Annotated in this window: 23 protein-coding genes; 8 read left to right on the top strand and 15 right to left on the bottom strand. The window is 70.1% G+C overall.

Annotated elements, in window-relative coordinates; genetic code table 11:
- Positions 1-87: 87 nt before the first annotated feature.
- The 12 genes from ACFYZ8_RS41235 to ACFYZ8_RS41180 form a co-directional block, all read right to left on the bottom strand.
- Complete coding sequence (locus tag ACFYZ8_RS41235) at positions 88-480, bottom strand: YccF domain-containing protein (protein ID WP_359032267.1); 393 nt, start codon at positions 478-480, stop codon at positions 88-90.
- Positions 477-1,340 (bottom strand): zinc metalloprotease HtpX, encoded by an 864-nt coding sequence (gene htpX, locus ACFYZ8_RS41230; protein WP_359032268.1) that lies wholly within the window; start codon positions 1,338-1,340, stop codon positions 477-479. The genes ACFYZ8_RS41235 and htpX overlap by 4 nt, the downstream gene beginning before the upstream one ends.
- A gap of 211 nt (positions 1,341-1,551) precedes the next feature.
- Complete coding sequence (locus ACFYZ8_RS41225) at positions 1,552-3,096, bottom strand: NADH-quinone oxidoreductase subunit N (RefSeq protein WP_388541532.1); 1,545 nt, start codon at positions 3,094-3,096, stop codon at positions 1,552-1,554.
- A gap of 14 nt (positions 3,097-3,110) precedes the next feature.
- Positions 3,111-4,685, bottom strand: coding sequence for an NADH-quinone oxidoreductase subunit M (locus tag ACFYZ8_RS41220; RefSeq protein WP_388541497.1), 1,575 nt, complete (start codon positions 4,683-4,685; stop codon positions 3,111-3,113).
- A 6-nt stretch (positions 4,686-4,691) separates the two neighbouring features.
- Positions 4,692-6,686: an NADH-quinone oxidoreductase subunit L gene (locus tag ACFYZ8_RS41215; protein WP_388541494.1), complete on the bottom strand. Its 1,995-nt coding sequence runs from the start codon at positions 6,684-6,686 to the stop codon at positions 4,692-4,694.
- Positions 6,683-7,090: an NADH-quinone oxidoreductase subunit NuoK gene (nuoK, locus tag ACFYZ8_RS41210; protein WP_359032271.1), complete on the bottom strand. Its 408-nt coding sequence runs from the start codon at positions 7,088-7,090 to the stop codon at positions 6,683-6,685. The genes ACFYZ8_RS41215 and nuoK overlap by 4 nt, the downstream gene beginning before the upstream one ends.
- Positions 7,090-7,836, bottom strand: a complete 747-nt coding sequence (locus ACFYZ8_RS41205) for an NADH-quinone oxidoreductase subunit J (protein ID WP_388541492.1) — start codon at positions 7,834-7,836, stop codon at positions 7,090-7,092. The genes nuoK and ACFYZ8_RS41205 overlap by 1 nt, the downstream gene beginning before the upstream one ends.
- A complete protein-coding gene (locus tag ACFYZ8_RS41200; protein WP_359032273.1) occupies positions 7,833-8,426 on the bottom strand; it encodes an NADH-quinone oxidoreductase subunit I in 594 nt (197 codons plus the stop codon). The genes ACFYZ8_RS41205 and ACFYZ8_RS41200 overlap by 4 nt, the downstream gene beginning before the upstream one ends.
- 2 nt (positions 8,427-8,428) lie before the next feature.
- Complete coding sequence (locus tag ACFYZ8_RS41195; RefSeq protein WP_359032274.1) at positions 8,429-9,397, bottom strand: complex I subunit 1 family protein; 969 nt, start codon at positions 9,395-9,397, stop codon at positions 8,429-8,431.
- On the bottom strand, positions 9,394-11,211 hold the full coding sequence (locus tag ACFYZ8_RS41190) for an NADH-quinone oxidoreductase subunit C (RefSeq protein ID WP_388541488.1): 1,818 nt from the start codon (positions 11,209-11,211) through the stop codon (positions 9,394-9,396). Before ACFYZ8_RS41190 ends, ACFYZ8_RS41195 begins: the two co-directional genes overlap by 4 nt.
- Entirely contained in the window at positions 11,208-11,924 is a 717-nt protein-coding gene (locus ACFYZ8_RS41185; RefSeq protein WP_388541485.1) for an NADH-quinone oxidoreductase subunit B, read from the bottom strand. The genes ACFYZ8_RS41190 and ACFYZ8_RS41185 overlap by 4 nt, the downstream gene beginning before the upstream one ends.
- Positions 11,915-12,337 carry an NADH-quinone oxidoreductase subunit A gene (locus ACFYZ8_RS41180; RefSeq protein ID WP_037720639.1) on the bottom strand — a complete coding sequence of 141 codons (423 nt, stop codon included), beginning with the start codon at positions 12,335-12,337 and terminating at the stop codon, positions 11,915-11,917. Before ACFYZ8_RS41180 ends, ACFYZ8_RS41185 begins: the two co-directional genes overlap by 10 nt.
- 239 nt (positions 12,338-12,576) lie before the next feature.
- Here ACFYZ8_RS41180 and ACFYZ8_RS41175 point away from each other — a divergent pair, with 239 nt between their 5' ends.
- The 5 genes from ACFYZ8_RS41175 to ACFYZ8_RS41155 all read left to right on the top strand — a co-directional run bounded on the left by ACFYZ8_RS41175 (position 12,577) and on the right by ACFYZ8_RS41155 (position 19,452).
- Entirely contained in the window at positions 12,577-13,800 is a 1,224-nt protein-coding gene (locus tag ACFYZ8_RS41175; RefSeq protein WP_388541483.1) for a sensor histidine kinase, read from the top strand.
- A gap of 146 nt (positions 13,801-13,946) precedes the next feature.
- Positions 13,947-15,290, top strand: a complete 1,344-nt coding sequence (locus ACFYZ8_RS41170; RefSeq protein ID WP_388541481.1) for a sensor histidine kinase — start codon at positions 13,947-13,949, stop codon at positions 15,288-15,290.
- A gap of 227 nt (positions 15,291-15,517) precedes the next feature.
- Positions 15,518-16,177, top strand: a complete 660-nt coding sequence (locus ACFYZ8_RS41165) for a response regulator transcription factor (protein WP_359032391.1) — start codon at positions 15,518-15,520, stop codon at positions 16,175-16,177.
- Positions 16,178-16,451: 274 nt separating this feature from the next.
- Entirely contained in the window at positions 16,452-18,380 is a 1,929-nt protein-coding gene (locus ACFYZ8_RS41160; RefSeq protein WP_388541478.1) for a 2-oxoacid:acceptor oxidoreductase subunit alpha, read from the top strand.
- Positions 18,373-19,452: a 2-oxoacid:ferredoxin oxidoreductase subunit beta gene (locus tag ACFYZ8_RS41155; RefSeq protein ID WP_388541475.1), complete on the top strand. Its 1,080-nt coding sequence runs from the start codon at positions 18,373-18,375 to the stop codon at positions 19,450-19,452. The genes ACFYZ8_RS41160 and ACFYZ8_RS41155 overlap by 8 nt, the downstream gene beginning before the upstream one ends.
- Positions 19,453-19,520: 68 nt before the next feature.
- Here ACFYZ8_RS41155 and ACFYZ8_RS41150 read toward each other — a convergent pair whose 3' ends face one another.
- The 3 genes from ACFYZ8_RS41150 to ACFYZ8_RS41140 form a co-directional block, all read right to left on the bottom strand.
- Positions 19,521-19,778 (bottom strand): hypothetical protein, encoded by a 258-nt coding sequence (locus ACFYZ8_RS41150; protein ID WP_388541473.1) that lies wholly within the window; start codon positions 19,776-19,778, stop codon positions 19,521-19,523.
- 172 nt (positions 19,779-19,950) lie between these two features.
- Positions 19,951-20,448, bottom strand: a complete 498-nt coding sequence (locus ACFYZ8_RS41145) for a DUF6082 family protein (RefSeq protein WP_388541471.1) — start codon at positions 20,446-20,448, stop codon at positions 19,951-19,953.
- 288 nt (positions 20,449-20,736) lie between these two features.
- The gene (locus ACFYZ8_RS41140) at positions 20,737-21,159 is read right to left on the bottom strand and encodes a helix-turn-helix domain-containing protein (RefSeq protein ID WP_359032283.1); all 423 of its coding nucleotides are present in this window, start codon (positions 21,157-21,159) and stop codon (positions 20,737-20,739) included.
- Positions 21,160-21,250: 91 nt separating this feature from the next.
- Here ACFYZ8_RS41140 and ACFYZ8_RS41135 point away from each other — a divergent pair, with 91 nt between their 5' ends.
- The 3 genes from ACFYZ8_RS41135 (at position 21,251) to ACFYZ8_RS41125 (ending at position 23,849) form a co-directional block, all read left to right on the top strand.
- Complete coding sequence (locus ACFYZ8_RS41135; protein WP_359032284.1) at positions 21,251-22,105, top strand: SDR family oxidoreductase; 855 nt, start codon at positions 21,251-21,253, stop codon at positions 22,103-22,105.
- 139 nt (positions 22,106-22,244) lie between these two features.
- Positions 22,245-23,249 (top strand): EamA family transporter RarD, encoded by a 1,005-nt coding sequence (rarD, locus tag ACFYZ8_RS41130; protein ID WP_388541467.1) that lies wholly within the window; start codon positions 22,245-22,247, stop codon positions 23,247-23,249.
- Between the two features lie 147 nt (positions 23,250-23,396).
- Positions 23,397-23,849, top strand: a complete 453-nt coding sequence (locus tag ACFYZ8_RS41125) for a VOC family protein (protein WP_388541466.1) — start codon at positions 23,397-23,399, stop codon at positions 23,847-23,849.
- Positions 23,850-23,883 lie beyond the last annotated feature (34 nt).

Raw genomic sequence — 23,883 nt, 5'->3', positions numbered from 1 at the left:
TGGACAACCTCCGGGTTGTGGAAAACTTCGGGCCGGTCTCGGCGCCCCCACTCCCCTGCCTGTCCTTCAGGGGGCAGTACCTGTCCGTCAGCGGGCGGCGAACGGCTCGTTCGTGGGGACGATCTCGCGACCCAGGGGGAACAGGGACACGGGGATCAGCTTGAAGTTGGCGATGCCGAACGGGATGCCGATGATCGTGACGCAGAGGACGAGGCCCGTGGCGATGTGGCCCAGGGCCAGCCACCAGCCGGCGAGGACCAGCCACAGGACGTTGCCGACGCAGGAGGGCGCGCCCGCGTCGCGGCGCTCGACCGTGGTGTACCCGAAGGGCCACAGGGCGTAGACGCCGATACGGAATGCCGCTACGCCGAACGGGATGCCGATGATGGTGACGCAGAGCAGCGCGCCCGCGGCCAGATAGGCGAGGAAGAGCCAGAAGCCGCTCAGGACGAGCCAGATGACGTTCAGGATGGTTTTCACTGGGGGCGACCTGCCATTTTCTCGAGCCGGGCGATGCGGTCCGCCATCGGCGGGTGTGTCGAGAACACCTTGGACAGTCCCTGGCCAGGGCGGAACGGGTTCGCGATCATCATGTGGCTCGCGGTCTCGATGCGTGGCTCGGGGGGCAACGGCAGCTGCTTGGTGCCCGTCTCGAGCTTGCGCAGGGCGCTGGCGAGGGCGAGGGGATCGCCTGTGAGCTGGGCGCCGGACGCGTCCGCCTCGTACTCCCTGGAGCGGCTGATGGCCAGCTGGATGAGGCTGGCCGCCAGCGGTCCGAGGATCATGATCATCAGCATGCCGAGGAGGCCCGGGCCGTCATCGTCGTCGGAGCGGCCGATGGGGATCAGCCAGGCGAAGTTGACCAGGAACATGATCACGGAGGCGAGGGCGCCGGCGACCGACGAGATCAGGATGTCGCGGTTGTAGACATGGCTGAGTTCGTGGCCGATGACGCCGCGCAGTTCGCGCTCGTCCAGCATGCGCAGGATGCCGTCGGTGCAGCACACGGCGGCGTTGCGCGGGTTGCGGCCGGTCGCGAAGGCGTTGGGGGCCTCGGTCGGCGAGATGTACAGGCGCGGCATGGGCTGACGGGCCTGCGTGGAGAGTTCACGGACCATGCGGTACAGCGCCGGTGCCTCGAACTCGCTCACCGGGCGGGCACGCATCGCGCGTAGAGCCAGCTTGTCGCTGTTCCAGTACGCGTACGCGTTGGTGCCCAGCGCGATCAGGACGGCCACGACCAGCCCCATGCGGCCGAAGAAGCTGCCGATGACGATGATGAGTGCGGACAGTCCCCCGAGGAGGACTGCGGTCCTGAGCCCGTTGTGCCGGCGGTGCACGGTACTCCCTCCAAGTGGTGCAGCAGGGGAACCCTTTGCTTGCTGGTCTCCGATGTCGTCCGGGCCACCGTCCGTGGTGTCACGTCCAGTGGACCTTCCCGTCTTGCTCAACGCCAGGCGGCGGCCACTAGTTCCCTTGTGCGTACGGAGGCCCAGGTGGGCCGTCCGGGTGACGGTCCTGGAGCGGGCGTTCAGGTCCGGGCCGACGGGTTCAGAAGAGTCCGGTGTCGGTGAAGCGCAGCACCAGTTGGGGTGCGCCCGAGAGGGCGAGGCCGAGGACGCCGGTCAGGGCGAGCGCGGCGGTGAGGGGGGCCGGGACGCGGTGCGCGGCGGTTTCGCCTTCCGGGGCCTGGAACAGCAGGGTCGTCCACTGGAGGTAGTAGAACAGCGCGATCACGACGTTGACGGCCATGACCACGGCGAGCCAGCCGAGTCCGGCGTCCACGGCTGCCGAGAAGACGGTGACCTTGGCGAACAGGCCGATGATGCCTGGCGGCAGTCCTGCCAGGCAGAGCAGGAAGAAGGCCAGCAGGAGAGCGGCGAGAGGGTTGGCCGCGTAGAGGCCGCGGTAGTCGGCGATGCGGTTCGCGGCCTTCGTACGGCCCACCAGTGCGGCCACCGTGAAGGCGCCGAGGTTCACGCCGGCGTACATAAGGGCGTAGGCGACGGTGGAGCCCACGGACCGCTCGGCGTCGCCGGAGTACGCGGCGGCGGCGATCGGGACGAGGAGGTAGCCGGCCTGGCCGACGGAGGACCAGGCGAGCAGCCGAACGGCGCTGTACGCGCGCGTGGCCTGCTGTCGCAGGGCGCCGACGTTGCCGACGGTCATGGTGAGGGCGGCCAGAGCGGCGAGTGCCGGACCCCAGACGTCGGCGTACGAGGGCAGGGCGACGACGGTGATGAGGATCAGGCCGGAGAAGCCGACCGCCTTGCCGACGACGGACAGGTAGGCGGCGATCGGGAGGGGCGCGCCCACGTAGGTGTCGGGCACCCAGAAGTGGAAGGGGACGGCGGCGGTCTTGAAGGCGAAGCCGACGAGGGTGAGGACGACACCCGTCTGGGCGAGGGTGTGGAGCTGTCCGTCGACGTGCTGGATGCGGTCGGCGACCTGGGTGAGGTAGAGGGTGCCCGTGGAGGCGTACACGAAGCTGATGCCCATGAGGCTGACCGCGGTGGCGGTGACGGAGGAAAGGAAGAACTTCAGGGCCGCTTCGGAGGACTTCCGGTCGCCGTGCCGGATGCCGACGAGGGCGAAGGCGGGCAGGGAGGCGACTTCCAGGGCGACGATCAGGGTTGCCAGGTCGCGGGAGGCCGGCAGGAGTGCGGCGCCGGCTGCTGAGGAGAGCAGCAGGAACCAGTACTCCCCTTCGGGGAGTTTCCTGTCGGCGTCCTTGAGGGTGGTGACCGACAGGAGGGCCGCCAGGAGGGCGCCGCCGAGGACGAGGAACTGGATGACGAGTGTGAAGCGGTCGGCCGTGTAGCTGCAGATGTCGGCGTCGCCGGTCAGGCAGAAGGTGCTGCGGTCGCCGTCCAGGAGAGGCAGCAGGAGGAGCGCGGAGGCGGCCAGACCCGCGACGGAGACCCACCCGAGCAGGGCCTTCTTGTGCTCGCCGACGAACAGATCGGCGACGAGGACGACGAGTCCGAGGACCGCCGTGATGGTGGGCGGCGCGATGGCGAGCCAGTCGACGGACTGGACGAGGTTCGCGGCCGTCGTGGTGAGCGGCTGGGCCGAAGTGGCCAATGGCTGGGCCATGGCGGCCAGGGTGCTCATCGGTTGCCTCCTGCGAGGAGCTGCTGGACGGCCGGGTCGGTGAGGCCGAGAATGGCTTTCGGCCACAGGCCCGCCACGACGGTGAGGGCGACGAGCGGCGTCCAGGCCGCGAACTCGTATGTGTGGACGTCGGCGAGTCGGGGGGCGTCCTGGGGTACGGCGCCCATGCAGACGCGGCGGACCACGACGAGCATGTAGGCGGCTGTCAGGAGGGTGCCGAACGCGCCGATCGCCATGAAGGTGAGGAAGGCGGGGCGGCTGAGGTCGTCGGCCGGCTTGAAGGCTCCGAAGAGTGCCAGCATCTCGCCCCAGAATCCGGCGAGGCCGGGCAGGCCGAGCGAGGCGACCGCGCCGAAGGCCAGCAGGCCGCCGAGGCGCGGGGCCTTGCCGTACAGGGCGGCGCCGGTCTCCTCGGCCAGGCTGTCGAGGTCGGTGGTGCCGGTGCGGTCCTTCAGGGCGCCGACCAGGAAGAACAGCAGGCCGGTGATGAGGCCGTGGGCGATGTTGGCGAACAGGGCGCCGTTGACGCCGGTCGGGGTCATGGTGGCGATGCCGAGGAGGACGAAGCCCATGTGGCCGACGGAGGAGTAGGCGATGAGGCGCTTGAGGTCGCCCTTCGCGCCCCGCTTGGCGAGGGCGAGGCAGGCCAGGGATCCGTAGATGATCCCGACCACCGCGAAGGCGGCGAGGTAGGGCGCGAAGTCGCGGAAGCCGTCGGGGGCGATCGGCAGCAGAATCCGGACGAACCCGTACGTACCCATCTTCAGCAGGACGCCGGCCAGCAGGACCGAGCCGACGGTCGGCGCGGCGGTGTGGGCGTCGGGCAGCCAGCTGTGCAGGGGCCACATCGGAGTCTTGACCGCGAGCCCGATCCCGATCGCCAGAACGGCGATGACCTGCACGGATGTGGTCAGTGACCGGCCGTTGTCAGTGGCGAGTGCCACCATGTCGAATGTGCCCGCCTTGATCCCGATCAGGAGCAGGCCGAGCAGCATGACGACCGAACCGAGCAGGGTGTAGAGGATGAAGCGCCAGGCGGCGGCCTGGCGGTCCGCGCCGCCCCAGCGGGCGATGAGGAAGTACATCGGGATGAGCACCGTCTCGAACGCGAGGAAGAACAGCAGCAGATCGAGGACGGCGAAGGTCGCGAGGGTGCCGGACTCGAGGACGAGCAGCAGCGCGACGAAGGCCTTCGGGGACGGGCCCGAAGGCATCTTGAAGTAGGAGTAGAGCGCGCAGAGGAAGGTCAGCAGCGCGGTCAGGACCAGAAGGGGGAGGGAGATGCCGTCGATGCCGAGGTGGATGCGCACGTCGAGTGCGGGGATCCAGCTGATGTCGGTCGTGGCCTGCATCTTCGACGGGTGGTCGTGGTCGAAGCCGAGCGCGAGGACGATCGCGGCGATGAGGATCACGCCGGTGACGGTCACGCCGTGCCGCAGTACGGCCTGGTCGGGCGACTTCCCCTTCAGTCCGGGCGGGGCGGGCAGCAGAGCCGTGACGGCGCCGAGGAGCGGGCCGGCCACGACGAACGCCAGAAGGAACTGCATCACGGACTCGTTGATATCGATCACGCCTGCTCACGCTCCCGTGGCGACGAGGACGACGGCGACCGCGAGGACGACGGTGCCGGCGAGCAGCGCGCTCACATAGGTCTGGAGATTTCCGGTCTGGGCGCGCCGTACGGCGGTGCCGAGCCAGCGGGGCAGTGCTCCCGCGCCGCGTACGTAGGTCTCGACGACCTCGCGGTCCAGGAACCGGACGAGGCCGGCTCCGGCCTGGACCGGGCGGACGAACAGGGCGGTGTACAGGGCGTCCAGGTGGAAGCCGGCGGCCGCGTGGCGGTGCAGCGGGCCGAGCAGCAGCCGTCCGGGGTCGGCGGGGTCGGGCGCGTGGGCCACGTCTCCGTAGGCGGGCTCGTGGGTGGCGATGGCCTCGGCCTCGACGAGTCCGGCGTCGCCCCCGGGGTGGGCGGCGACCGCACCGAGGGGGACGCGGGCCGCGACCGCGCTGGTGTACCGCCAGGCGGCATAGGTGACGATGGCGCCGATCAGGGCCACGCCGGTGCCGACGACGGACGTGGTGAGGGTCGGGGTGAGGTCGCGGCCGTCGAACCAGTCGGGCAGCACACGGTAGGCGAACGCGCCGAGGGCGAGGGAGGGGGCCGCGAGGACCCACAGCACCACGGTCATCGTCAGCGGCTGGCGGCCGTGGTCGGGGGCCTCGGCGCCCCGCCCGTAGAAGGCCAGCAGCCACAGGCGGGTCGCGTACGCGGCGGTGAGCAGGGCGGTGAGCAGGCCTGCGACCAGGGTGATCCAGCCCGCGGCGCCGGGTGCGTGCTCGGTGTGGCCGGTGGCGACGTGCTCGGCGGCGCCGAGGACGGACTCCTTGGAGAAGAAGCCGCTGAAGGGCGGGATCGCGGCGAGCGCGAGGAGCGCCACGGTCATGGTCCAGTAGGCGTCGGGGATACGGGCGCGCAGGTCCTTCATACGGGACATGGCGGCCAGCGAGTTGGTGCCGGCGGCGTGGATGATCACACCCGCCGCGAGGAACAGCAGTGCCTTGAAGGCGCCGTGGGACAGGAGGTGGAAGACGGCGGCGCCGCGGTCGCCGACGGCGAGGGCACCGGTCATGTAGCCGAGCTGGCCGATCGTCGAGTAGGCGAGGACGCGCTTGATGTCGTCCTGGGCGAGCGCGGCTACACCGGAACCGAGCATCGTGACGGCGGCCATGACGGCGAGGACCACCATCGCGGCCTGGGAGGCCTCGAAGACCGGGAGGAGACGGGCGATGAAGTAGACACCGGCGGCGACCATCGTCGCGGCGTGGATCAGCGCGGAGACGGGTGTGGGGCCCGCCATCGCGTCGGGGAGCCAGGTGTGCAGCGGGAACTGCGCCGACTTGCCCGCCACGCCCGCGAGGAGGAGCAGGGCGATCAGGGTCGGGTGGTCGAGTCCGCCGTGCGCGACGGCGTCGAGGACCTTCGTGATCCGGAAGGAGCCGGCGTCGGTGGCCAGCGCGAACAGGCCGATCAGGAAGGGGACGTCACCGAGCTTGGTCACCAGGAAGGCCTTGAGGGAGGCGGCGCGGGCCTCCGGGGTCTCCCAGTAGTGGCCGACCAGGAAGTACGAGCAGATGCCCATGATCTCCCAGCCGACCAGCAGCACGATCAGGTCGCCTGAGTAGACGACGAGCAGCATCGCGGAGGTGAAGAGGGAGACGAGGGCGGCGTACGAGGCATAGCGCGGGTCGTCGCGCAGATAGCCCGTCGAGTAGATCTGCACGCAGGTGGCGACGAAGGCGACCAGGACGGCGACGAGGGCGGCGAAGCCGTCGATGTGCAGGGCGAGTTCGATCGGGACCGAGCCGGTCGGGGTGAGTTCCGTGGCGGCGTTCACCGCCTCGTCGCCGCCCTGGCGTACGGCGACCACCGCGGCGAGCGCGAGGGCGGCCAGAGGCGGAAGGACGGCGAGCGGGCGGGCGAAGCCGGGGGCCGTGCGGCCCAGGAGCAGGCCCGCCGCAGCGCCCAGGAAGGGAAGGAGGGGGACAAGGACGGCGAGGGTGGTCGTGGTCACGCGGTGGCCTCAGCCTTCCCGGTCCGCCCGGACCGTGCGTCCTCGTCGTCCGTGGGGACGTCGCCGGCGAAGTCGTCGGAGTCGTGGCCCTCGGCCGTGTCGCGGAGCTTGTCGATGTCGGCCGTGCCGCGGTTGCGGTGGACGGCGAGGACGATCGCCAGGCCGATACCGATCTCGGCGGCGGCGATGGCGATGGTGAACAGGGTCAGGGCCTGGCCGGAGTGCAGGGTCTCCTCGGCGGTCCTGCTGAGCCAGACGTCGAAGGCGACCAGGTTCAGGTTGACGGCGTTGAGCATCAGCTCGACCGACATCAGGACGAGGATCGCGTTGCGGCGGGCGAGGACGCCGTAGAGGCCGGTGCAGAAGAGGAGCGCGGAGAGCACCGCGGGATAGGCGAGGTGCATCAGCGGGCGCCTTCCTGCTCGGCGGACTCGGTTTCCCCTGCCGGCTCGGACTTGTCGGTTCCCTTGGCCGAGTCGCTCCCGTCGGTTCCCTTGGCCGGATCGGTTCCCGCAATCGGCTCATTTCGCCTGATCGGGTGATTACGGGAATTCGGGGCGGATGGGGAACTGCCGGTCGCGGCTCGGGAGTTCACAGGGGGAGAGCTCGACTCCGCCTTCGCCTTGCGGGACAGGACGATCGCGCCGACCAGTGCCGCGAGGAGCAGGACGGAGAGGGCCTCGAAGGGCAGGACCCAGTTCTGGAAGAGGCTCGCGCCGGTGGCCTCGGTGGAGCCGGCGGCGGGGCCGTCCAGGTCGACCCAGGTGGTGCGGAAGGCATCGGCGACCACCCAGACCAGAGCGGCCGCTGCGGCGAGGGCCACGACAAGGGCGGCCCACCGGTTGCCGGAGTCGGCGTCCGGGGAGCGGCCGATGGGAGCCCTGGTGAGCATCAGACCGAACAGAAGGAGGACGACGACGGAGCCCACATAGATGAGGACCTGCACCCACGCGATGAACTCGGCGGTGAGCAGGAGGTATTCGACGGCGAGGCCGCCGAGGGCCACCACCAGCCACAGGGCGGCGTGCACCAGCTGCTTGGTGGTGACAGTGATGATCGCTGCTCCGAAGGTGACCAGGCCGACGAGCAGGAAGGCGATCTCGACGCCGGTCGGGGAGAGGAAGCCGTGCGCCTCCTGAGCGAGGGTCACGACTCCTCCCCCTGAGGATCGGCCGGCGTGACCGGCTCCGCCTGGGCCGCCGCCAGCTTCTCGGCGGACTTGCGGGCGGCGGCGATCTCCTTCGGTTCCTCCGCGCCGGGGTCGAGGGCCGGTGGGGCCGGGACGGTCCACATCCACTCGCGGAGCTTGTCCCGCTCGTGGGTGAGGTCGCGGATGTCGGTCTCGGCGTACTCGAACTCAGGGGACCAGAACAGCGCGTCGAAAGGACACACCTCGATGCAGATACCGCAGTACATGCAGAGGGAGAAGTCGATGGCGAAGCGGTCGAGGACGTTACGGCTGCGTTCGCGGCCACCGGGGGCCGCGGCCGGGACCGTCTCCTTGTGGGAGTCGATGTAGATGCACCAGTCGGGGCACTCACGGGCGCACAGCATGCAGACCGTGCAGTTCTCCTCGAACAGGCCGATCACCCCGCGGGTGCGGGGCGGGAGGTCGGGCTGGGCGTCGGGGTACTGCTCGGTGACGGTCTTCTTCGTCATCGTGCGCAGGGTGACGGCCAGGCCCTTGGCCAGGCCCGAGCCAGGAAAGCGGGGTCGGGCGGACGGAAGAGGCTCAGCCATGGTTACTGGATCACCACCTTGACGATGCCGGTGAGGGCGATCTGGGCGAGGGAGAGGGGGACGAGGAGGGTCCAGGAGAGCTTCTGGAGCTGGTCCTCGCGCAGGCGGGGGTAGGTCACGCGGAGCCAGATGACGACGAAGGCGAGCAGGGCCGTCTTGAGCAGGGTCCAGACCCAGCCGAGACCGTCGGCGCCCCAGGGGCCGTGCCAGCCGCCCAGGAAGAGGACGGTGGTCAGACCGCACAGGACGACGATTCCGGCGTACTCGGCGAGGAGGAACAGGGCGAAGCGGAGGCCGGTGTACTCGGTGTAGGCGCCGAAGATGATCTCCGAGTCGGCGACCGGCATGTCGAAGGGGGGTCGCTGGAGTTCGGCGAGGCCGGCGACGAAGAAGACGATCGCACCGACGATCTGCCAGGGCAGCCACCACCACTGGAAGGCGTCGAGGATGCCGGGGAGGGAGACGGTTCCGGCAGCCATCGCCACCGAGGCGGCGGTGAGGAGCATCGGGAGTTCGTAGGCGAGGAGCTGAGCGGCGGTGCGCAGGCCGCCGAGGAGGGAGAACTTGTTGGCGGAGGCCCAGCCGGCCATGAGGGAGCCGAGGACGCCCACGCCCATCACGGCGAGCACGAAGAACACGCCGGCGTCGACGACCTCGCCGACGGCGCCGTCGCCGGGGCCGATGGGGATGGCGAGGAGGACGATGAGGTAGGGCAGGAGGGCTACGGCGGGGGCGAGTTGGAAGACACGGCGGTCCGCGCCCGCCGGTACGACGTCTTCCTTCTGGGCGAACTTCACGCCGTCCGCGACGAGTTGGGCCCAGCCGTGGAAACCGCCGGCGTACATGGGGCCCAGGCGGCCCTGCATGTGGGCCATCACCTTGTGCTCGGTCTGACCGATGATCAGGGGGAAGGTGAGGAAGACGACGAAGACGATCAGGAGTCGCAGGGCGACGTCGAGAGCGTCGTTCACTGCGGGCCTCCTGCGGGCTTGTCGGGGGTGGGGGTGTCGGGGGTTTCGGGGGTGTCGGGGGAGGACTCGGCCGGGTGCGCCCTGGACTCCTCACGGGCCGGGGCGTCTTCGGAGGTCGCGGAGTCCTCGGAGGGCGTGGGCTCCTCGGGCTCCTCAGGGCGTTCGGAGACTTCGGTGTCCTCGGTTGTCGGCGGCCGCTTCGGTTCCGGGTCGTCGAAGGCCGGGCGGGCGTGGTGCCACGGCGCGTCCGGGCTGCGAGGGGTGGTGGGGGGCTTCGGCGGCGCGGGGCTCGCGTTCGCGTCGCTGGTCGACGGCTCGGAGTCGGCCGGGGTGCCACGCTGACTCGCGGAACCGCCGGAAGCGGTACGTGCCCGACGAGGTTCCTTCGGGGCACCGCTCGCCACCCCACCCGGACGCTGAGGCGCGGGCGCATCCGAGGCCGGGGTGTCCGACTCGGGTGCGGACGATCCCGTCAACGGGGCATCCGACGCGGGTGCGGGTGCTTCCGAGGCCCGGGCCTCCGACTCGGGTGCGGGCGATCCCGTGACCGGGGCATCCGACGCGGGTGTTAGCGCATCCGAGGCCCGGGCCTTCGACTCAGGTGCGGGCGATCCCGTCAGCGGGGCATCCGACGCGGGTGCGGGTGCTTCCGAGGCCCGGGCCTCCGACTCGGGTGCGGACGATCCCGTGACCGGGGCATCCGACGCCGACGGAGCTGAGCTCGTCCCCGGAGCCTCCGACTCGGGCGCGCCGTCGGCCGGGGCCGCCGAACCGGCTCCGGTGCCGTCGGCTCCCGATGCCGTCTCCGGTGCCGTCTGGCTGGCCGAGCCCTGTGCAGCAGTACGGGCACGCCGGGGCACGCCCGCCGGCGGGGCAGCGGGAGCCCCCTCTGCCGCCCCGGGGACGGCCTGGCTCGCCGAGCCCTCCGCCGCCGAACGCGCACGACGCGGACCAACCCCCGCCGCACCCGCAGCCCCGGATGCACCCGAGCCCCCAGATACCTCCGCACCCGCAGCCCCAAGCGCACCCGAGCCCCCAGATGCCCCCGCACCCGCAGCCCCAAGCGCACCCGAGCCCCCAGATGCCCCCGCACCCGCAGCCCCAGCCGCACCCGAGCGTCCAGGCGCCCCCGACTGACTGGCCGACCCCTCCCCCGCCGAACGCGCGCGACGAACGGGGCGGTCGGCTGCGGCTCGCGCCGGCCGTTCTCCTGGTGTGCGGGAGGGGCGGGCAGGGGCCGGGGGGAGTTGGCCCTTCAGGGGGCCCCATTCGTTGGGGTCGGGGACTCCGGGGGGAAGCATCTGGCGGCGTTTGGGGCCGCCGTGTTCGGACTCGCCCGGTTCCTTCGCGCCGGGCCAGGCCTTGGCGACGCGGGCGGCCAGGACGAAGTCCTTGCGGAGGGGGTGGCCCTCGAAGGTTTCCGGCAGGAGGAGGTGGTCCAGGGAGGGGTGGCCCTCGAAGGTGACGCCGAACATCTCGTGGGTCTCGCGCTCGTGCCAGGCGGCGCCGGCGTAGATGTCGACGGCGGTGGGCAGCACCGGGGTCTCGTGGGAGACCGTCGTGCGCAGGAGCAGGCGCCGGACCGGGGAGAGGGCTGCGACGTGGGCGGCCACGCGGAAGCCGGTGCCGGGTTCGTCGACGGCGCTGAGCCAGTCGAAGTAGGTGCAGCCCAGTTCGTCGCGGGCGACCCGCAGTGCGGCGAGCCAGGTCTGGGGCGGGACGTCGACCGTCAGGATCTGGTAGGACTCCTCGGCGGTGGCCTCGGGGCCGAAGAGTTCGCCTGCGGGGGCGGGGAGCCAGCCGACGGCGGTCACCGTGCGTCCCCCTCGCCCGAAGCCGAAGCCGAAGCCGAGGTCGAGGTCGAGGTCGAGGTCGGCGCCGGAACCGGCGGGTTCACCAGCCCGCTCTGGAGTGCGGCCGCCGACGGGCGTGCCGCGGATGTCCCGTACCGCTCCCCCAGCGACTCCCGCGCGATCTTCTCCTGGAGTTTCAGGATGCCCTGGAGGAGCGCCTCGGGGCGGGGCGGGCAGCCGGGGACGTACACGTCGACGGGGATGATCTGGTCGACGCCCTTGGTGACGGAGTACGAGTCCCAGTACGGGCCTCCGCAGTTGCTGCACGCGCCGAAGGAGATGACGTACTTCGGCTCCGGCATCTGTTCGTACAGGCGCTTCACGGCCGGTGCCATCTTGTCGGTGACCGTGCCGGAGACGACCATCAGGTCGGCCTGGCGCGGGCCCGGGGCGAAGGGGATGACGCCGAGGCGGATGAAGTCGTGGCGGGCCATGGAGGCGGCGATGAACTCGATGGCGCAGCAGGCGAGACCGAAGTTGAAGACCCAGAGGGAGTACCGGCGGCCCCAGTTGAGGATCACCTTCATCGGCTCGGGGGCGAGGCGGGCGAGGGCGCCCAGCCGTTTCGGCTCCGGGAGCAGCACGGGCTCCTGGGCAGCGGAACTCGCACCGAGACCCGGAGCGGAATGCGCAGCGGAGTCGGCACCGGGGCCGGCCGTGGCGTTCACGTCCATGCCAGGACACCCTTCTTGTACGCGTACAGCAACCCCACGGCGAGGAAGCCGAGGAAGATGAACATCTCGACGAGAGTCGTCGCGCCGTAGCCGGGGGCGGCGAAGATCGTTGCCCAGGGGAACAGGAAGATCGAGTCGACGGCGAAGATGACGTACAGGAAGGCGTAGACGTAGTAGCGGACCTGGGTGTGGGCCCAGCCCTCGCCGACGGGGTCGACTCCGCACTCGTACGTCAGGAGCTTCTCGGGCGTGGGGACCACGGGTCGCAGCAGCCGTCCGGCGCCGAAGGCGACCGCGACGAACAGCACGCCGACGACGGCGAGCAGTCCGACGACCGAGTACGACTGGAAGTAGTCCGCCGCGACGACGGTCGGATCGACGACGGTTGCATCGACGACGGTCGGTTCCGGCACGTCCGCCCCTCGCTCCCTGTGAAGACGCTGAACATGTTGAAGACGCTGAACACCATGGCCACGCTGAACATCGCTGTTCGACGATCTGTACGCACGGGAGTCTAGGCCCTGATAAAGGGACGGTAAGCAGCCCGTCACCCGGGGAAAGCCATCCGGGAGCGCGGGGTGGGGTTTTCCCCAGCAAGCCGCGGCGGTCCGCCTCATGGCGCGCGGCCGTTTCGCGCGGCACGCTGGCCCATATGACCGAACGCCACTCGTCCCCGAGCCGTGCCGTGATCATCGGCAGAGACGGCGGAACCGACGACGGCCGGCCGCCGCCGGCGCGTTTCGCCTACGACGCGCACACCTGGAAGGAGATCGCGCATCTCCTGGCGAATCTCCCCATGTCGATCATCGGCTTCACCTACGTCGTGACGGTGCTGTTCACCGGCTTCTGGCTGACCGTCACGGTGATCGGGTTGCCGTTGCTCGCCGCGGGTCTGCTGGGCGCGCGACAACTGGGGAAACTGGAGCGGGCGCGGGCCCGGGCGCTGCTCGGGGTGCGGGTGGACGAACCGAGCCGCCTGCCGTGGCGCACCAGGAACGGCGGCAACGGCTTCTTCGCCCAGCTGTGGATGGGGGTGAAGGACCCCGTGGGCTGGCGGACGGTGCTGTACGACTTCATCCGGCTGCCCTGGGGTGTGCTCACCTTCACCATCACGCTGACCTCGTTGTTCGTGCTGTGGCCGGTGTTGCCGTTCATCGCGCGGGGCCTCGCCAACGTCGACCGGGCGATGGTGCGCGGTCTGCTGTCGCCCTCCGACGAGCTGGAACGCCGTATCGCCGAACTGGAGTCGGACCGGGGGGTCGTGGTGGACGCGGCCGCGTCCGACCTGCGGCGCATCGAGCGGGATCTGCACGACGGGGCGCAGGCCCGGCTCGTCAACCTGGCCATGGGGCTCGGCCTCGCGAAGGAGAAGCTCCTGGAGGACCCGGAGTACGCGCAGGCGATGGTCGCGGAGGCGCACGGCGAGGTGAAGCTGGCGCTCCAGGAGCTGCGGGATCTGGCGCGGGGCATCCATCCCGCCGTGCTGACCGACCGCGGGCTCGACGCCGCCCTCTCCTCGGTGGCCTCGCGGTGCACGGTGCCGGTGAAGGTGACCGCCGACCTGGACGCGCGGCCGGTCGCGGCGATCGAGGGGATCGCGTACTTCACCGTCTCCGAGCTGCTCCAGAACATCAGCAAGCACAGTGGGGCCCGGTCGGCGTCGGTCGACGTGTGGCGTTCGGAGAACCGGCTGCTCATCCAGGTGTGGGACGACGGCCGCGGCGGCGCCCGGCTCGACGGCGGCACGGGTATGCGCGGGCTCGCGGAGCGGCTCGACGCCGTGGACGGACTGTTCGTCATCGACTCGCCGCCGGGCGGCCCGACGGTCGTCACGGCGGAGCTGCCGTGGCGGGACCGGGTTCCGGGAAGGCCGTAGCGACAGGGAAGAGGGTGGGGAAAACCCCCCTTCCAAGACGCCGACGGCCTCCATGGTCCGTGGACCTGCGGCGCAGCAGGGTGGAGGTACGACACGACACCGGTACGACATCACAGGCGCGGGACGAGAGAAGAAGGACGACGTCGATGGCCACGGACTACGGGTACGACAGTGGGCTCGGGTTCCCCGGGACGGTACGGCGGCACCGGGTGCCGGCCGGGCTGCGGGCGCCGTTCGAGGGGCGGACCTGGCGGGAGTTCGGCTATGTGCTGCTGAGCCTGCCGATCAGCATCGTGATGTTCACGTACGCCGTCACGATGATCTCGCTCGGCGCGGGCCTCCTCGTCACCTTCCTCGGCATCCCGGTCTTCGCGGCCGGGCTCGCCGGGTGCCGTGGCCTCGGGGCGCTGGAGCGGGCGCGGGCCCGAGGACTGCTGGGTCTCGAGGTCGGCGATCCGGAGCCGCTGAGCGGGCGCGGGTCCGGGTTCATGGCGTGGATGGGGGCGGTCCTCAAGAGCGGGACGTCGTGGCGGACCCTGCTGTACTCGGTGATCCAGCTGCCGTGGGCGACGTTCTCGTTCGTCGTCGCGGTGAACTTCTGGGTGTACGGCTGGGCGCTGCTGACGTATCCGCTGTGGTTCTGGGTCTTCCCGGCGTACGTCGGTCAGGACGGGCTTCAGCTCTACGGCGACCAGGGCCACCACATCTATCTGGACAACCCGTTCGAGATCGGCGTGACGGCACTGGTGGGGCTGTTGTTCACGCTGGCCACGCCGTGGATCGTGCGGGCGCTGACGACGGTGGACCGGGTCATGGTGCACGGCCTGCTGGGGCCGACCCGGCTGTCGGCGCGGGTGGTGGAGCTGGAGTCGGACCGGGGGGTCGTGGTGGACACGGCGGCGGCGGATCTGCGCCGGATCGAGCGGGATCTGCACGACGGGGCGCAGGCCCGGCTGGTGGCGCTGGCCATGGATCTGGGGCTGGCGAAGGAGAAGCTGACGGAGGATCCCGCCGCGGCGGCGCGGATGGTGGACGAGGCGCACGGTGAGGTGAAGACGGCGCTTCAGGAGCTGCGGGATCTGGCGCGCGGGATTCATCCGGCGGTGCTGACGGACCGGGGACTGGACGCGGCGCTGTCCTCCGTCGCCTCGCGCTGCACGGTGCCGGTGCAGGTCGAGGTGGATCTGGCGGAGCGGCCGGCGCCGGCGATCGAGGGGATCGCGTACTTCACGGTGTCGGAGCTGCTCCAGAACATCAGCAAGCACTCCCGGGCGACATTCGCCGCGGTGGATGTGTGGCGGGTGGAGAACCGGCTCATGCTCCAGGTCGTGGACAACGGGGTGGGCGGCGCCGACGTGTCCTCCGGGTCCGGGCTCACGGGGCTGGCGGAACGGCTGGACGCGGTCGACGGGATTCTGGTGGTGGATTCGCCGGCGGGGGGACCTACCCGGGTGACCGCGGAGCTGCCGTGGCGGGGGGATCGGGTGTGACGGGGCCCGGGTGACGGGGCGGTGGGGGTTTCGCCCCCGCCGCCCTCACCCGTCCCCAGCCCGTGGCCGGATTCCGCACCTGACCCCCCGTTCTCGGGCCTTTGTTCGTATCTACGGCCCCCTAATCCCGTTGCCCGCACCCCTCAGCATCCGAATGCTGGAATGCTGGACTTGTCCAGCAAGTGGGCAGGCAGTGGGCTGGGGGGCCGAGAGTCGTGGAGGACAGGGTGCGGGTGGTCATCGCCGAGGATTCAGTGCTGCTGAGGGAGGGCCTGACCCGGTTGCTGACCGACCGCGGGCACGACGTCGTGGCCGGTGTGGGCGACGGGGAGGCACTGGTCAAGACCATCGGGGAGCTGGACGCGCAGGGCGAGCTGCCCGACGTCGTCGTGGCCGACGTACGGATGCCTCCGACGCACACGGACGAGGGCGTGCGAGCCGCCGTGCAACTGCGCAAGGAACATCCCGGACTCGGGGTACTCGTACTGTCGCAGTACGTGGAGGAGCGGTACGCCACCGAGCTGCTGGCCGGGTCCAGTCGCGGGGTGGGGTACCTGCTCAAGGACCGGGTCGCGGAGGTGCGTGAGTTCGTGGACGCGGTGGTGCGGGTGGCGGAGGGCGGTACCGCTCTCGACCCCGAGGTGGTCGCTCAGCTGCTGGGCCGCAGCCGTAAGCAGGACGTGCTCGCCCATCTCACGCCCCGGGAGCGGGAGGTCCTGGGGCTGATGGCCGAGGGGCGGACCAATTCGGCGATCGCGCGGCAGCTCGTCGTCAGCGACGGAGCGGTGGAGAAGCACGTCAGCAACATCTTCCTGAAGCTCGGGCTGTCCCCGAGCGACGGGGACCACCGTCGGGTGCTGGCGGTGCTGACCTACCTGAACTCCTGACCGTCCGGCACCGTGCCGGATCGTCAGGGCGGCGGCCGTCGGCGAGGCAGAGGGGCCGCCTGGGAGCGAGAACCGGAGAACGACGAGCGAGCGTCTTCAAGGAGAGCGCCGGGGGCGAGCAAATGGTGACAAGTCAGGGCGTCGTACCGTCTCAAATCCACGTCCATCATGCGAATGGCCGAGGGAAGGCGACCCTTGCGGTCGTAGGGTTGATCCTGGGAAGGCCTGCGGGAAGGCCGCTCCCGAACAGCCGCCCAGAGGGAGGTCCAGTTCAGTGACCAGTCAGGTCAGCAGCCCAGCGGAGCAGGCCGACGAAGCCGTCGTGGGAGAGCAGCGCAACGAGGCCGGCGCGAAGGACGTCCGCCGCCTCGACCGGGTGATCATTCGTTTCGCGGGCGACTCCGGTGACGGGATGCAGCTCACCGGTGACCGTTTCACCTCGGAGACCGCGTCCTTCGGCAACGACCTGTCCACCCTTCCCAACTTCCCCGCCGAGATCCGGGCCCCTGCCGGAACCCTGCCCGGTGTCTCCTCCTTCCAGCTCCACTTCGCCGACCACGACATCCTCACGCCGGGTGACGCGCCGAACGTGCTCGTGGCCATGAACCCGGCCGCCCTGAAGGCCAACATCGCCGATCTGCCGCGCGGGGCGGAGATCATCGTCAACACGGACGAGTTCACCAAACGGGCGATGCAGAAAGTGGGGTACGCGGCCTCGCCGCTGGAGGATGGATCGCTCGACGGGTACAGCCTTCATCCGGTCCCCCTGACCACGCTGACCGTCGAGGCCCTCAAGGATTTCGACCTCAGCCGCAAAGAGGCCGAGCGCAGCAAGAACATGTTCGCGCTCGGCCTCTTGTCGTGGATGTACCACCGGCCCACCGAGGGCACGGAGAGGTTCCTGCGGACCAAGTTCGCGAAGAAGCCGGAGATCGCCGAGGCGAACCTGGCGGCCTACCGCGCGGGCTGGAACTTCGGCGAGACGACCGAGGACTTCGCCGTCTCCTACGAGATCGCCCCGGCCACGAAGGCCTTCCCGGTCGGCACCTACCGCAACATCTCCGGGAACCTGGCGCTGTCCTACGGACTGGTCGCCGCGTCCCGCCAGGCGGACCTGCCGCTGTTCCTGGGCTCGTACCCGATCACCCCGGCCTCGGACATCCTGCACGAGCTGAGCAAGCACAAGAACTTCGGTGTACGGACCTTCCAGGCCGAGGACGAGATCGCGGGCATCGGCGCGGCGCTGGGCGCGGCCTTCGGCGGGTCCCTGGCCGTCACCACGACCTCGGGGCCGGGCGTGGCCCTGAAGTCGGAGACGATCGGGCTGGCGGTCTCCCTGGAGCTGCCGCTCCTCGTGATCGACATCCAGAGAGGCGGGCCGTCGACCGGTCTGCCGACCAAGACCGAGCAGGCCGACCTGCTCCAGGCGATGTTCGGGCGCAACGGCGAGGCGCCGGTGCCGATCGTCGCCCCCCGCACCCCGGCCGACTGCTTCGACGCGGCACTGGAGGCGGCCCGGATCGCGCTGACGTACCGCACGCCGGTGATGCTGCTCTCGGACGGGTACCTCGCCAACGGCTCCGAGCCCTGGCGCATCCCCGAGCTCGACGAACTCCCGGACCTGACCGTGCAGTTCACGCAGGGCCCGAACCACACCCTGGACGACGGCACCGAGGTCTTCTGGCCGTACAAGCGCGATCCGCAGACCCTCGCCCGCCCCTGGGCCGTCCCCGGCACACCCGGCCTCGAACACCGCATCGGCGGCATCGAGAAGGAGGACGGGACCGGGAACATCTCGTACTCCCCGGCCAACCACGACTTCATGGTCCGTACCCGCCAGGCCAAGGTCGACGGGATCGACGTACCGGATCTGGAGGTCGACGATCCGCACGGGGCGCGCACGCTGGTGCTGGGCTGGGGATCGACGTACGGCCCGATCACGGCGGCGGTACGGCGGCTGCGGACGGCCGGCGAGTCGATCGCGCAGGCGCACCTGCGCCACCTCAACCCCTTCCCGCGCAACCTGGGCGCGGTGCTGAAGGCGTACGACAAGGTCGTCATCCCGGAGATGAACCTCGGGCAGCTCGCGACGCTGGTCCGGGCGAGGTACCTGGTCGACGCGCACAGCTACAACCAGGTCAACGGCATGCCGTTCAAGGCCGAACAGCTCGCCACGGCTCTCAAGGAGGCCATCGATGGCTGAGACGTCCACGGAAGGCACGGACACGATCGAGGCGCTCACGCTCGTCCCCAAGGCCGAGGGCCGCCAGAGCATGAAGGACTTCAAGAGCGACCAGGAAGTCCGCTGGTGCCCCGGCTGCGGTGACTACGCGATCCTGGCGGCCGTCCAGGGCTTCATGCCGGAGCTGGGGCTGGCCAAGGAGAACATCGTCTTCGTCTCGGGCATCGGCTGCTCGTCGCGGTTCCCGTACTACATGAACACGTACGGTATGCACTCCATCCACGGGCGGGCGCCGGCGATCGCGACGGGGCTGGCGGCGTCGCGCCGGGACCTGAGCGTGTGGGTGGTCACCGGTGACGGTGACGCGCTGTCGATCGGCGGCAATCACCTGATCCACGCCCTGCGCCGCAACGTGAACCTCAAGATCCTGCTGTTCAACAACCGGATCTACGGCCTGACGAAGGGCCAGTACTCCCCGACCTCGGAGGTCGGCAAGATCACGAAGTCGACGCCGATGGGCTCGCTGGACGCGCCCTTCAACCCGGTGTCGCTGGCGATCGGCGCGGAGGCGTCCTTCGTGGCACGGACGGTGGACTCGGACCGCAAGCACCTGACCTCGGTACTGCGGGAGGCCGCCGCGCACCCGGGCACCGCCCTGATCGAGATCTACCAGAACTGCAACATCTTCAACGACGGCGCCTTCGAGGCCCTCAAGGACAAGCAGCAGGCGGAGGAGGCGGTGATCCGCCTCGAACACGGCCGGCCGATCCGCTTCGGCGCGGACCTGTCCAAGGGGGTCGTGCGGGATGCGGCGACGGGTGACCTGAAGGTGGTGCCGGTGACGCCGGAGAACGAGTCGCAGATCCTCGTCCACGACGCCCACTCCGCCTCCCCGACGACCGCTTTCGCCCTGTCCCGCCTGGCCGACCCGGACACGCTCCACCACACCCCGATCGGGGTGTTCCGGTCGGTGGACCGGCCTGTGTACGACACGCAGATGGCGGACCAGCTGGACGCGGCGATCGAGCAGAACGGCAAGGGGGATCTGGGGGCGTTGCTCGCCGGAGGGGACACCTGGACGGTGGTCGGATAACCGATCGCGAAGTGCGACCGACGGAGGGCCGGGAGCGTCACCGCTCCCGGCCCTCCGTCCTGTCCGCCTCAGGCGTCAGGGATATCCCTTTTCGCTCGAACGAGAGTTTCGCGCGTAATGACAACAATGCGCTCGTAGGTGGCCCTGGCCGCATCATCCGGAAGCAATGCATCCAATTCTTCCGTACGATCCGTACCGATGACCGCAAAACTTCCGTCGCTCAATTCGAAAAGATCGGGGCATGTCTCGCCCGTGACACTCCCTCGTTTCCGGGGAGAGTCTCCGAGGCGGCGGACAATGCTGGCGACAGGGAGTTCGCTGTACACGCGGGCTCTCTTCTATTGGCAGGCACAGGAGGTGTGCATGCCGTAGGACTGGGAATGGACTGACGGAACGCCCGGCCCAACCTACCAGCGCCGAGTAAAGCAACGGGACGAAATGAAATTACGCCCGACGGAGCAGTCGCGGCGCGTCACTTTGTCGATTAATTCTCGGCGATCAGGTGTCGGGGGAGCCCACTTCCGGTCCGACGACCCACCACTCGTCAGGGTCTTCCGCCAGGTCCTCCATAATCACATCGACCGTTTTCCCCACCCGTGACTCAAGGGTCTCCTCCGGCAGACTCCGCCGGTGCTCGACGGTCATCTCCCAGTACTCCTTGAAGACCTGGTTCCTGCACAGCACCCGGAGATGACCGATCAGAGCACTCCAGTCGTAGACGCCGACGCGGTGCCCCAGCAGGATCGCGCTGTACTCCCGGTTGACGAAGATCACCTGACGGCGCTTCTGGTCCGAGACCCCGTCCAGGGTGCTCATGGCCGACGCCAGTGCGGGATCCGCGAGGGCATGGTCCACCTGTGCCGCGATGATGCGGTGGTGCTGGATCAGGTTGGCGTACCTGATCTCATCGGCCAGGCGTGTCAGCTCATGCAGTAACTCCAGCGCGATCTCCTCCTGGCGCCGGCGCCAGAACTGGCGCGGAAAGGGGGTGCGCACCCGACCGCTCCTCACTCTGGCGGCGGAGCCGATCCTCCGCGCGTTCGGATCCTGTGTGGCCAATGCGAACCCCCGGTCAGGCGTCCGGCTGCCGGTCAGTGGTCTCGTGGGCGGCACGAGGACCGGCGCGCGGGGCGGGCACAGTGCCCCGCCCCCAGGATGCCCGGCGATTCAAGTCGGCGCGGGAGGCGGAGAGGGGGCGCATGGGTTCATGTCAGCCAACGCCCTGACATGTATGTGCCCAGCGCGCGCCGTCCGCATTCGTCCAGTGAGCCCGCTGCACCCGCATCAGTCCTGCTCAGAGCCTTTCTTCCGCGCGTCGTACCCCTCCCGCGCCTCCTGCACCGCCCCCATCCGCCGCGCGGTCCACTCCGCGAGCCCCCGTACCTGTTCCGCCGCCTCGCGGCCGAGGCCGGTCAGGGAGTAGTCGACGCGGGGCGGGATCACCGGCTGGGCGTCCCGGTGGACGAGGCCGTCGCGCTCCAGGGTCTGGAGGGTCTGCGTCAGCATCTTCTCGCTGACCCGCCCGATCGCCCGGCGGAGCTCGCTGAAGCGGTGCGGGCGGTCGAGGAGGTGGATCAGGACCAGGACGCCCCAGCGGCTCGTCACGTGTTCCAGGACGAGGCGGTGGGGGCACATCGCCTCGCCCGCCTGCGCCTGCGCCTGGGCCTGGCGGGCCTGCGCGAGGGACTGCTCAGAACTTACCGACATGCCAGTACCTTACTTCAAAGTGGGTACTTTCGCAGAGTTAGCGCATCCCCTATGGTTAGTACCACCGCACCCCACAAGGAGATCGCACATCATGAGCATCGTCGTCACCGGAGCCACCGGACACCTTGGCCGTCACGTCGTCGAGCAGCTGCTCGAGAAGGTTCCGGCCGAGCAGATCACCGCTGTCGTCCGCACTCCGGAGAAGGCCGCCGACTTCGCGGCGAAGGGCGTGCAGATAGCCGTCGCCGACTACAACAGCCCCGAGACCTTCGACAAGGTCTTCGCGGCCGGCGACAAGGTGCTGCTGATCTCCGGCAACGAGTTCGACAAGGGCCGCCCCGCCCAGCACCAGGTCGTCATCGACGCCGCCAAGGCCGCGGGCGTGGCGCTCCTCGCCTACACCAGCGCCCCCGGCACCCTCACCGCCGCGCTCGCCGACGACCACCGGGCCACCGAGAAGGCGCTGCTCGCCTCCGGCCTGCCCTACTCGCTGCTGCGCAACGGCTGGTACAACGAGAACTACACCGAGAACCTCGCCCCCGTCCTCGAGTACAACGCGGTCGTCCAGGCCGCCGGTGACGGTCGCGTCTCCACCGCCTCGCGTGCCGACTACGCGGCCGCCGCCGTCGCCGTGCTGACCGGTGAGGGCCACGAGAACACGACGTACGAGCTCGGTGGCGACGAGCCCTGGGGCTTCGCCGAGTACGCGGCCGAGCTGAGCCGGCAGACCGGCAAGGAGATCGTCTACAACGCCGTCCCCGTCGAGGCCTACATCGAGATCCTGACCGGTGCCGGGCTGCCCGCGCCCTTCGCCGGGATCCTCGCCGGTGTCGACGCCTCCATCGAGAAGGGCGAGCTGGTCGTCACCTCCGGTGACCTGGCCCGGCTGACCGGCCGTCCGGCCACCCCGATCGCCGCGTCGATCGAGGCCGCGCTCAAGGGCTGACTCTCCGCCGACACTCCCCCGGCGTGCCCTCGGGCGCCGCACCCCCGGCTGTCATGACCGTATAGCGATACGGGCATGACAGCCGGGGGTGCTCGGCGTTACCTTCGTGCGGGCGAGGACGGTGCGAGGAGGAGAGTCCGTGAAGTCGAGGGGAGAGCGGCACATAGGTCTGCTGAACGGCTTCGCCGCGTACGGCATGTGGGGACTCGTCCCGCTGTTCTGGCCGCTGCTCAAGCCCGCCGGGGCCGGGGAGATCCTGGCCCACCGGATGGTGTGGTCGCTCCTCTTCGTCGTCGTCGCGCTCGTCGTCGTACGGCGCTGGGCCTGGGCCGGTGAGCTGCTGCGGCAGCCGCGCAGGCTGGCGCTCGTCACCGTGGCCGCCACCGTCATCACCGTGAACTGGGGCGTCTACATCTGGGCGGTGAACGCCGGCCATGTCGTCGAGGCCTCGCTCGGGTACTTCATCAATCCCCTCGTCACCATCGCCATGGGCGTGCTGCTGCTGAAGGAACGGCTGCGGCGCGCGCAATGGCTCGCGGTCGGGATCGGCGCCGCCGCGGTGGTGGTGCTCACCGTCGGCTACGGGCGTCCGCCGTGGATCTCCCTCACGCTCGCCTTCTCCTTCGCCACGTACGGCCTGGTCAAGAAGAAGGTGAACCTCGGCGGGGTCGAGTCGCTGGCCGCCGAGACCGCGATCCAGTTCCTGCCCGCGCTCGGCTATCTGCTGTGGCTGAGCTCGCACGGCGACCTCAGCTTCGCCTCCGGGGGACCGGGGCACGCGGCGCTGCTCGCCTCGACCGGCGTCGTCACCGCGCTCCCCCTGGTCTGCTTCGGCGCCGCGGCGATCCGGGTGCCGCTGTCCACGCTGGGGCTGCTGCAGTACCTCGCTCCGGTCTTCCAGTTCCTGCTCGGCATCTTCTACTTCCACGAGGCCATGCCGCCCGAGCGCTGGGCCGGGTTCGCGCTGGTCTGGGTGGCGTTGACGCTGCTCACCTGGGACGCCCTGCGCACCGCGCGGACGCTCAGGAGGGAGATCGCGAGGCCCGGCACCACCATGACGACGGGCACCGTCAGCGCCGTACGGAAGGCGGAGAGCCGGGCCCCGGGCCCTGAGCCGCTGGACTCGCCCGCCGCCAGGCCGTAGACGGCGGTCACCGCCCGGATCCCGATCGCCGAACCGAACTGTGTCGCGACCTCACCCCGCTCGGCGGCGCGGGCGGCCTACGACCGGCGGGCGGCCGAGGCGGTGTGGGAGGGGCCGCTGTCAGTGGGCACCGCTATAAGTGACGGTATGACACCCGTGCACTGGAAAGTCGTGATCGACGCCGAGGACCCGCACACCCAGGCGGACTTCTGGGCCGCCGCTCTGCATTACGAGGCCGAGGACAACGACGCCCTGATCCAGCGGCTGCTGGAGCTCGGCGCGCTGCCGCGCGAGGCGACCGTCGAGTACCACGCGCGGCTCGCCTTCCGGGACCTGGTGGCCGTACGGCATCCCGACGATCCGTACGACAAGGACACCGGCACCGGTCTGGGGCGGCGCCTGCTCTTCCAGCGCGTACCGGAGCCGAAGACCGTCAAGAACCGGCTCCATCTCGACCTGCATCCCGGGGAGGGCCGGCGGGCGGCCGAGGTGGAGCGGCTGACGGGACTCGGGGCGAGCGTGCTGCGGGAGGTCAGCGAACCGTCGGGGGCCTGGGTGGTCATGACGGATCCGGAAGGGAACGAATTCTGCGTCCACTGAGCGCACGCGGTCCGCTATGCGAACTCCCCTGACC

It is taken from the genome of Streptomyces sp. NPDC001668 (assembly GCF_042893155.1).
Lineage (GTDB): Bacteria > Actinomycetota > Actinomycetes > Streptomycetales > Streptomycetaceae > Streptomyces.
This window is presented reverse-complemented; position numbering and strand designations above follow the sequence as displayed.

What these genes read in the sequence shown, in the direction of transcription:
- ACFYZ8_RS41155 (WP_388541475.1), top strand. Translation starts at nt 18,373, where the DNA reads ATGGCTGAGACGTCCACGGAAGGCACGGACACGATCGAGGCGCTCACG.
- ACFYZ8_RS41170 (WP_388541481.1), top strand. Translation starts at nt 13,947, where the DNA reads ATGGCCACGGACTACGGGTACGACAGTGGGCTCGGGTTCCCCGGGACG.
- ACFYZ8_RS41175 (WP_388541483.1), top strand. Translation starts at nt 12,577, where the DNA reads ATGACCGAACGCCACTCGTCCCCGAGCCGTGCCGTGATCATCGGCAGA.
- ACFYZ8_RS41185 (WP_388541485.1), bottom strand. Translation starts at nt 11,924, where the DNA reads ATGGACGTGAACGCCACGGCCGGCCCCGGTGCCGACTCCGCTGCGCAT.
- ACFYZ8_RS41125 (WP_388541466.1), top strand. Translation starts at nt 23,397, where the DNA reads ATGACACCCGTGCACTGGAAAGTCGTGATCGACGCCGAGGACCCGCAC.
- ACFYZ8_RS41225 (WP_388541532.1), bottom strand. Translation starts at nt 3,096, where the DNA reads ATGGCCCAGCCATTGGCCACTTCGGCCCAGCCGCTCACCACGACGGCC.
- nuoK (WP_359032271.1), bottom strand. Translation starts at nt 7,090, where the DNA reads ATGCACCTCGCCTATCCCGCGGTGCTCTCCGCGCTCCTCTTCTGCACC.
- ACFYZ8_RS41140 (WP_359032283.1), bottom strand. Translation starts at nt 21,159, where the DNA reads ATGTCGGTAAGTTCTGAGCAGTCCCTCGCGCAGGCCCGCCAGGCCCAG.
- ACFYZ8_RS41135 (WP_359032284.1), top strand. Translation starts at nt 21,251, where the DNA reads ATGAGCATCGTCGTCACCGGAGCCACCGGACACCTTGGCCGTCACGTC.
- ACFYZ8_RS41200 (WP_359032273.1), bottom strand. Translation starts at nt 8,426, where the DNA reads ATGGCTGAGCCTCTTCCGTCCGCCCGACCCCGCTTTCCTGGCTCGGGC.